Annotated in this window: 10 protein-coding genes; 7 read left to right on the plus strand and 3 right to left on the minus strand. The window is 36.0% G+C overall.

All coding sequences use genetic code 11. From position 1 onward, the window contains the following. Nucleotides 1-26 precede the first annotated feature (26 nt). Nucleotides 27-299 carry a UPF0223 family protein gene (locus MLOOGBEN_RS11985; protein ID WP_179158469.1) on the plus strand — a complete coding sequence of 91 codons (273 nt, stop codon included), beginning with the start codon at nucleotides 27-29 and terminating at the stop codon, nucleotides 297-299. Nucleotides 300-331: 32 nt separating this feature from the next. On the opposite strand, the gene MLOOGBEN_RS11990 is transcribed toward MLOOGBEN_RS11985, so the two are convergent. Then, complete coding sequence (locus tag MLOOGBEN_RS11990) at nucleotides 332-964, minus strand: YktB family protein (protein ID WP_179158470.1); 633 nt, start codon at nucleotides 962-964, stop codon at nucleotides 332-334. A 177-nt stretch (nucleotides 965-1,141) separates the two neighbouring features. Between MLOOGBEN_RS11990 and MLOOGBEN_RS11995 the strand changes: the two genes are divergently transcribed. Next, nucleotides 1,142-1,336: a hypothetical protein gene (locus tag MLOOGBEN_RS11995; RefSeq protein WP_179158471.1), complete on the plus strand. Its 195-nt coding sequence runs from the start codon at nucleotides 1,142-1,144 to the stop codon at nucleotides 1,334-1,336. 188 nt (nucleotides 1,337-1,524) lie between these two features. Next, a complete protein-coding gene (locus MLOOGBEN_RS12000) occupies nucleotides 1,525-2,322 on the plus strand; it encodes an inositol monophosphatase family protein (protein ID WP_179158472.1) in 798 nt (265 codons plus the stop codon). 48 nt (nucleotides 2,323-2,370) lie between these two features. Here the strand turns inward: MLOOGBEN_RS12000 and MLOOGBEN_RS12005 are convergent, their stop codons facing one another. Next, nucleotides 2,371-2,556, minus strand: coding sequence for a YlaF family protein (locus tag MLOOGBEN_RS12005; protein WP_179158473.1), 186 nt, complete (start codon nucleotides 2,554-2,556; stop codon nucleotides 2,371-2,373). A gap of 176 nt (nucleotides 2,557-2,732) precedes the next feature. On the opposite strand from MLOOGBEN_RS12005, the gene typA reads away from it, so the two are divergent. The 3 genes from typA to MLOOGBEN_RS12020 are packed head-to-tail and all read left to right on the plus strand — an operon-like array spanning nucleotide 2,733 to nucleotide 5,228. Further along, nucleotides 2,733-4,571 (plus strand): translational GTPase TypA, encoded by a 1,839-nt coding sequence (gene typA, locus MLOOGBEN_RS12010; protein ID WP_179158474.1) that lies wholly within the window; start codon nucleotides 2,733-2,735, stop codon nucleotides 4,569-4,571. Between the two features lie 25 nt (nucleotides 4,572-4,596). Beyond that, a complete protein-coding gene (locus MLOOGBEN_RS12015) occupies nucleotides 4,597-4,917 on the plus strand; it encodes a YlaH-like family protein (RefSeq protein ID WP_179158475.1) in 321 nt (106 codons plus the stop codon). Nucleotides 4,918-4,931: 14 nt separating this feature from the next. Next, nucleotides 4,932-5,228 carry a hypothetical protein gene (locus MLOOGBEN_RS12020; RefSeq protein ID WP_179158476.1) on the plus strand — a complete coding sequence of 99 codons (297 nt, stop codon included), beginning with the start codon at nucleotides 4,932-4,934 and terminating at the stop codon, nucleotides 5,226-5,228. Nucleotides 5,229-5,266: 38 nt separating this feature from the next. Here MLOOGBEN_RS12020 and MLOOGBEN_RS12025 read toward each other — a convergent pair whose 3' ends face one another. After that, on the minus strand, nucleotides 5,267-5,467 hold the full coding sequence (locus tag MLOOGBEN_RS12025) for a YlaI family protein (protein WP_179158477.1): 201 nt from the start codon (nucleotides 5,465-5,467) through the stop codon (nucleotides 5,267-5,269). 179 nt (nucleotides 5,468-5,646) lie between these two features. Here MLOOGBEN_RS12025 and MLOOGBEN_RS12030 point away from each other — a divergent pair, with 179 nt between their 5' ends. Beyond that, nucleotides 5,647-6,102 (plus strand): pyridoxamine 5'-phosphate oxidase family protein, encoded by a 456-nt coding sequence (locus MLOOGBEN_RS12030; RefSeq protein ID WP_179158478.1) that lies wholly within the window; start codon nucleotides 5,647-5,649, stop codon nucleotides 6,100-6,102. The last annotated feature ends 158 nt before the right edge of the window (nucleotides 6,103-6,260 follow it).

Genomic DNA, 6,260 nt, shown 5'->3' on the forward strand with positions numbered 1-6,260 from the left:
AAATAAAGTAAGCAGGTGAAAACAACTTGGAATACCAATACCCAATTGATTACCATTGGACAACAGATGAAATTGTTGATGTCATTAAGTTTTATGAGGCTGTTGAACGGGCCTATGAAAAAGGAATTGAACGTGAAGAACTAATGAGTATTTACCGGAGGTTTAAAGAAATCGTACCGAGTAAAGCAGAAGAAAAAACACTTTGTGGTGAATTTGAAGAAATAAGTGGTTATTCTTCCTATCGGGCAATTAAAAAAGCCAAAGATGCCTCTCTAGGTGAAAGAATTTTAATGAAATAACGAGAAAAACTCCGAACTGGGTTCGGAGTTTTTTACTTGGCATTAAGAGCAATTTTATATAAGAGTGCAACCTTATTGAAAACATATTCAACGCGCTGTAGGAATTCTTCTTCACTTAATTTAAGAACGTCATCCCGTTTAATCTCATATCCGCATAATATTTCTGCCTTTTTCACCTGTTCCAGCCTGTCAAACATGCTCCGTAAATCTTCTTTTGAAATATTTCCATGTGACACCGATTCTGTTTTTGTATGGTCTAAAGACCAAACAAAGTCTTTTGGTGTTTCTTTATATATTTTGTTTAACCTTTTGGTAAATCTGTTCGCAAAGTCTTGTTTTTGGGGTGCTTCATAAATCACAGCAAACCAAATGAATACATGTGTATTCCATAGTCCGATTTGAAAATGTGGAAGCATTTTATATCCACGTGGATTATTAGCAAATGCAACCCATGTATCTTTTGGCGGATTAATCGTTCTCCTTGCATGTTTGGCAACGTGAACAAATAGTTCATCCCCAGTCAAAGTTGTTAACGCAGGTGCAAAATAGCGTCCAAGACTTTCTAATTTAGGGCGAATTCTCTCTTTAAGAGCGTCCATTCTTGCCTCTAATCCATCTATTTGAAAAACATCGAAATCTTCACTCGTAAAGTTTTTAAAGTCCATGTGGAACCTCCATATGCAGACATTTGTCATTCATTGTAGCATACTGGCGGAAATTCTTGAAACGAACTGCTTATATAGGTTAACGCACATATTTGTTGCAACCTTACATGGTGGCTCATATTATATTACTAAAAATAGTCTGAAAAATTAAATAACAGTTGAAAGGAGAAAGCTTAAATGAAACAATTAATGAATACCTCACTAAAAAAAGTTGGCGAAAAGGAAAGAATGGCATATTTACGATTAGAGATGGATTATGAGCTGGCAACATTATTTGAAGCTCTCGAAGAAAAAAATGAAAAAAAGATGAAGGAATGCAAACAAAAGTTAGAAAAAATCCGCATAGAGTTATTAAAACTAAAAGCTCTTTGATAATTTGTTTTCAAAGGGGATACAATTTAGAATGAAAATAAAGAAGTATATATTGAAATTATAAAACGAACTCTGTGTAGGAAAGAAGAGAGTTCGTTTATTGTTTTGCCCTAGTGTAAGAATGTTAAAAGTTGAAGGCTCAGTTAATTTTGATTAAGCTTAGGATATACATAAATGGGAGGGAAAATATGGACTGGGAATACATTGATCTTCAAGCTAAGCAATGGGTAAAGGAAGCTGGGGATAAAATTAGGGAATCTTTTTCTAAGACCTTAAATATCCAAACCAAATCAAATCCCAATGATTTAGTAACAAATATAGATAAAGAAATTGAACAATTTTTTATTAATAAAATCAGAAAGACTTTTGAAAACCATAGGATATTAGGTGAAGAAGGGTTTGGGGATGAGGTAAATAATCTTGATGGAGTAGTATGGATTATTGATCCAATAGATGGGACGATGAACTTTATCCATCAACAGCGAAATTTCGCCATATCCTTAGGTGTGTATGAAAATGGTATTGGTAAGATTGGGCTTATTTATGATGTTGCTCATGGTGAATTATATCATGCAATTAATGGTAAAGGAGCCTTTATGAATGACTCTCCGCTGCCTAAATTAAATAAAGTGGCAGTAAAAGAATCAATCATTGCGTTAAATGCAACTTGGGTAATGGAAAATCATCGGATTGACCATAACCTACTAATACCACTAGTAAGAGAGGCAAGAGGTACTAGGTCATATGGTACTGCTGCACTTGAAATGGTGTTTGTGGCAACAGGAAGAGTGGATGCCTATATTTCAATGAGGTTGTCACCGTGGGATGTTGCTGCAGGTGCTGTAATTATTGAAGAATTAGGTGGTATTGTTACCAATCTAAGAGGAAAAAAGCTTGATTTCCTTTCTAAAGATTCACTCTTGGTCGCAAAACCAGGATTACACCAAAGCATCATAAATGAATATTTAAATGAAGGTAAATGGTAAAAAGAAAAGCGGAAGCCCTAGTTTATAGACGCTTCCGCTATTCTTTTTTTACAATTCTCCATTAGCTCTAAATTTAGCTTTTGTTTTAAATCCAAATCCCATTACAAGTACTAATGTAATGATACTGCCAATGATTCCTAAAATACTTTCTTCTCCAATTGCCACGCCAATTCCCATAATACTTACGGTTGCAAGTATAGCGTAAAGAACAAAAATCCATTTAATTTGCTTCATTTTTTGCTAGTCCCCTTCGTCTCCTAAATAAAAAAAATCATTGTGATATTTATTATAGCTTATTCTACATAAAATGAAGTTAGCTTTCCACCATAAATGTGGTATAATACTTTAGTTGTATATGGGAAACTATAAATAGCTTAAAATTTTTTCAAATAGAAGTAGGAGTGAAGCACTTGAAATTAAGAGAAGATATTCGCAATATAGCTATTATCGCACACGTTGACCACGGGAAAACGACTTTGGTTGACCAATTATTAAAGCAATCAGGAACATTTCGTACAAACGAGCACGTTGAGGAACGTGCAATGGATTCAAATGATTTGGAAAGAGAACGTGGAATAACGATTCTCGCTAAAAACACAGCGATACAATATAAAGATAAACGAATCAACATTTTGGACACACCGGGACATGCCGATTTTGGCGGCGAGGTTGAACGTATCATGAAAATGGTTGATGGTGTTTTACTTGTCGTTGATGCCTATGAAGGAACAATGCCACAAACACGCTTCGTATTAAAAAAGGCGTTAGAACAAAATCTAACTCCAATTGTTGTCGTTAATAAAATTGACCGTGATTTTGCTCGTCCTTTGGAAGTAATTGATGAGGTAATTGATTTATTTATTGAACTAGGTGCGAATGAAGATCAGCTTGAGTTCCCAGTCATTTTCGCTTCAGCGATAAATGGAACTGCAAGTACCGATCATGATAAACAGGATGAAAACATGCAATGCTTATATGATTCAATTGTTGAACACATTCCAGCACCAATTGACAATCGTGAAGAGCCTTTACAATTCCAAGTTGCCCTTCTTGACTACAATGATTATGTAGGACGAATTGGGATTGGCCGAGTTTTCCGCGGTACAATGAAGGTTGGCCAACAGGTTTCATTAATGAAAATAGACGGTACTGTTAAACAATTCCGTGTAACGAAAATCTTTGGTTTCTTTGGATTAAAACGTCAGGAAATTCAAGAAGCAGTAGCGGGAGACTTAATTGCTGTTTCTGGTATGGAAGATATTAATGTGGGCGAAACCGTTTGTCCGGTTGAGCACCAAGAAGCATTACCAATTCTAAGAATTGATGAACCAACATTACAGATGACTTTTGTTGTTAATAACAGTCCATTTGCTGGCAGAGAAGGTAAGTACCTAACTTCAAGAAAAATCGAAGAAAGACTACACGCTCAGCTGCAAACAGATGTTAGCTTACGTGTTGAAAATACGGATTCGCCAGATGCCTGGATTGTATCAGGCCGTGGTGAGCTTCACTTATCTATTTTAATTGAAAACATGCGTCGTGAAGGGTATGAGCTACAAGTTTCTAAGCCTGAAGTAATTGTAAAAGAAATAGATGGTGTTCGTAGCGAGCCGATTGAAAGAGTACAAATTGATGTACCAGAAGAACATACAGGTTCTGTAATGGAATCAATTGGTGCCCGTAAAGGCGAAATGATTGATATGATCAATAACGGATCAGGTCAAGTACGCTTAATCTTTAATGTTCCAGCACGTGGATTAATTGGTTATACAACAGAGTTCTTAACTATGACACGCGGGTATGGAATTATTAATCACACATTTGACAGCTACCAGCCAATGGTACAAGGTCAAGTTGGTGGAAGACGTCAAGGTGTACTAGTATCCATGGAGTCTGGAAAAGCTTCGACATATGGTATTATGGGAGTTGAAGACCGTGGTACTATCTTTGTTGAGCCAGGTACTGAAATTTATGAGGGTATGATTGTTGGTGAACATACACGTGAAAACGATATTACTGTTAATATCACAAAAGTGAAACAAGCGACCAATATTCGTTCTGCCAATAAGGATCAGACTTCTGTCATAAAGAAACCAAGAATTATGACACTAGAAGAGTCATTAGAATACCTAAACGATGATGAATATTGTGAAGTTACACCAGAATCAATTCGTTTACGTAAGAAGATTCTAGATAAAAATGAACGTGAAAGAATGGCCAAAAAGAAAAAGGTTGCAGAATTAAGTTAATATCTCTTCGGGGGAGGTAATATGCGTGAATGTAGCGGACCGGTTATCTTTTTTTCCAGCCCTCTATAACGTAACTGAACAACCAAAATTGGGAATGTGGCTTCTTTATATTACAATTGTAGCTCTCTCAATTTTGGTTTATAAACTTGGCTTTGCACAAAAGCAGAAGCTGCCGTTAATAAAATCAATATTGATTTATATCTTTTTAGCTGCAGGGTGTACGATTCTTACTGCACTCGGAATCTTCTTGCCAATAACAGAGGGGCTTGTTGTAGCAGCTTTGATTTTAATCATTTACAAAATTCGCTTACATCAGTCGAAAAAACAGCAGGTTGAGGCAAAGTAACGGGGGATATTTACATGAGATCGGTACAGGATGCGCTCTATAATTGGCTATCGATAAAGGTTGTATGCGACGCTCGCCCCGAAGATACTGCAGCAAGAGAGACGTTAGACCTTTTTGATGAAATTATTAAGAATGAACAACATTTATTAAACATCGAAGTGACAACAGATGATGTGATGTATTATGTTACTTATATTCATGAGGGTGAATCGAAGAAGACGAGATTTCCTCGTGAACTTATCGAAGTAATGCTTAAGCAAATTAACCAAGAGCCAGATAAATATTGCAACTTTCCATTTGAAGATGAATAAAAAAACATGCCAATTCCGCAATGGAATTGGCATGTTTTTTACCAGTCATCCTTCTCAGACTGTGCTCGATAAAATCTAAAGTTACCTGTATCAATTCTTGCTTTTGTTTTATCGGAGATTCTACTACTACAGTCTTGACACATATATGTATGGATAGGACGATTTCGAAGTCGTTTAGCTATAAATGATTCATCTTCAATCGATTCAATTTTGTCGCAGATCACGCATTTTACCCTCATAAAGCACCTCACTGAGTCCATTCTTGTCTTGCTTTTCTTATACTATAGTATATCATGCAAAGATGATAGCAAGTAAATCTATTGTGATTAAGTTGCTGAAAAAAACAGATAATAGTACTATAAGAATGTCTGTTTTTTTGACATAAGGATATAAGGAATTGAATGAAGGGGTTGTATGTATGCCAAATCAAGTAGAACCAAGGCTCATTAAGCCGTTATATGATGAGCTGCAGAAGGAAAGGTTTGTAACGTTAGCAACGGTAGATTATGAAACAGGTGGTCCAAATGTTAGCGCGATATCTTGGATTTTAGCAAAAGATGAAGAAACAATCTATTTTGCTGTAGATAATAAATCTAGAATTATTCAAAATATCAATCAAAATAAGAAAGTGGTTGTCAATTTAATTGCTAATGAATCTACATATTCCATACAAGGTGAAGCATCTTTGAAAGAAGAGCGGCTCCAGGACGTTCCATTAAAGCTTGCGCTGATTGAAATACGTATTCACGAGGTTAGGGATGTCATGTTTTATGGTTCAAAAATTGTTACAGAGCCACAGTATGATAAAACATATGACAAAAATGCAGCTGCTCGACTAGATACGCAAGTAATGGAAGCAATCAAAAAAGCTTAGTCAAATTGACTAAGCTTCAGATTGTCGAGAAAGGGTATCTTTCTCGGCAATTTTTTATTTTATCAGAGTCTAACCTACGATTTTTCAAAAAATTCGTGCCTGCTCAATGGCCTGTTGATTTCCACTCCAGGTGCTTCGCTTTCCGCGGGCGTGCCGGG

This window comes from Bacillus sp. EB106-08-02-XG196, from assembly GCF_013396335.1.
GTDB lineage: Bacteria > Bacillota > Bacilli > Bacillales > Cytobacillaceae > Neobacillus.

Excerpts from the sequence above, each read along its gene's own strand:
- MLOOGBEN_RS11990 (WP_179158470.1), bottom strand. The coding sequence starts at position 964 with ATGGACTTTAAAAACTTTACGAGTGAAGATTTCGATGTTTTTCAAATA.
- MLOOGBEN_RS12025 (WP_179158477.1), bottom strand. The coding sequence starts at position 5,467 with ATGAGGGTAAAATGCGTGATCTGCGACAAAATTGAATCGATTGAAGAT.
- MLOOGBEN_RS12020 (WP_179158476.1), top strand. The coding sequence starts at position 4,932 with ATGAGATCGGTACAGGATGCGCTCTATAATTGGCTATCGATAAAGGTT.
- MLOOGBEN_RS11995 (WP_179158471.1), top strand. The coding sequence starts at position 1,142 with ATGAAACAATTAATGAATACCTCACTAAAAAAAGTTGGCGAAAAGGAA.
- MLOOGBEN_RS12030 (WP_179158478.1), top strand. The coding sequence starts at position 5,647 with ATGCCAAATCAAGTAGAACCAAGGCTCATTAAGCCGTTATATGATGAG.
- MLOOGBEN_RS12000 (WP_179158472.1), top strand. The coding sequence starts at position 1,525 with ATGGACTGGGAATACATTGATCTTCAAGCTAAGCAATGGGTAAAGGAA.
- MLOOGBEN_RS12005 (WP_179158473.1), bottom strand. The coding sequence starts at position 2,556 with ATGAAGCAAATTAAATGGATTTTTGTTCTTTACGCTATACTTGCAACC.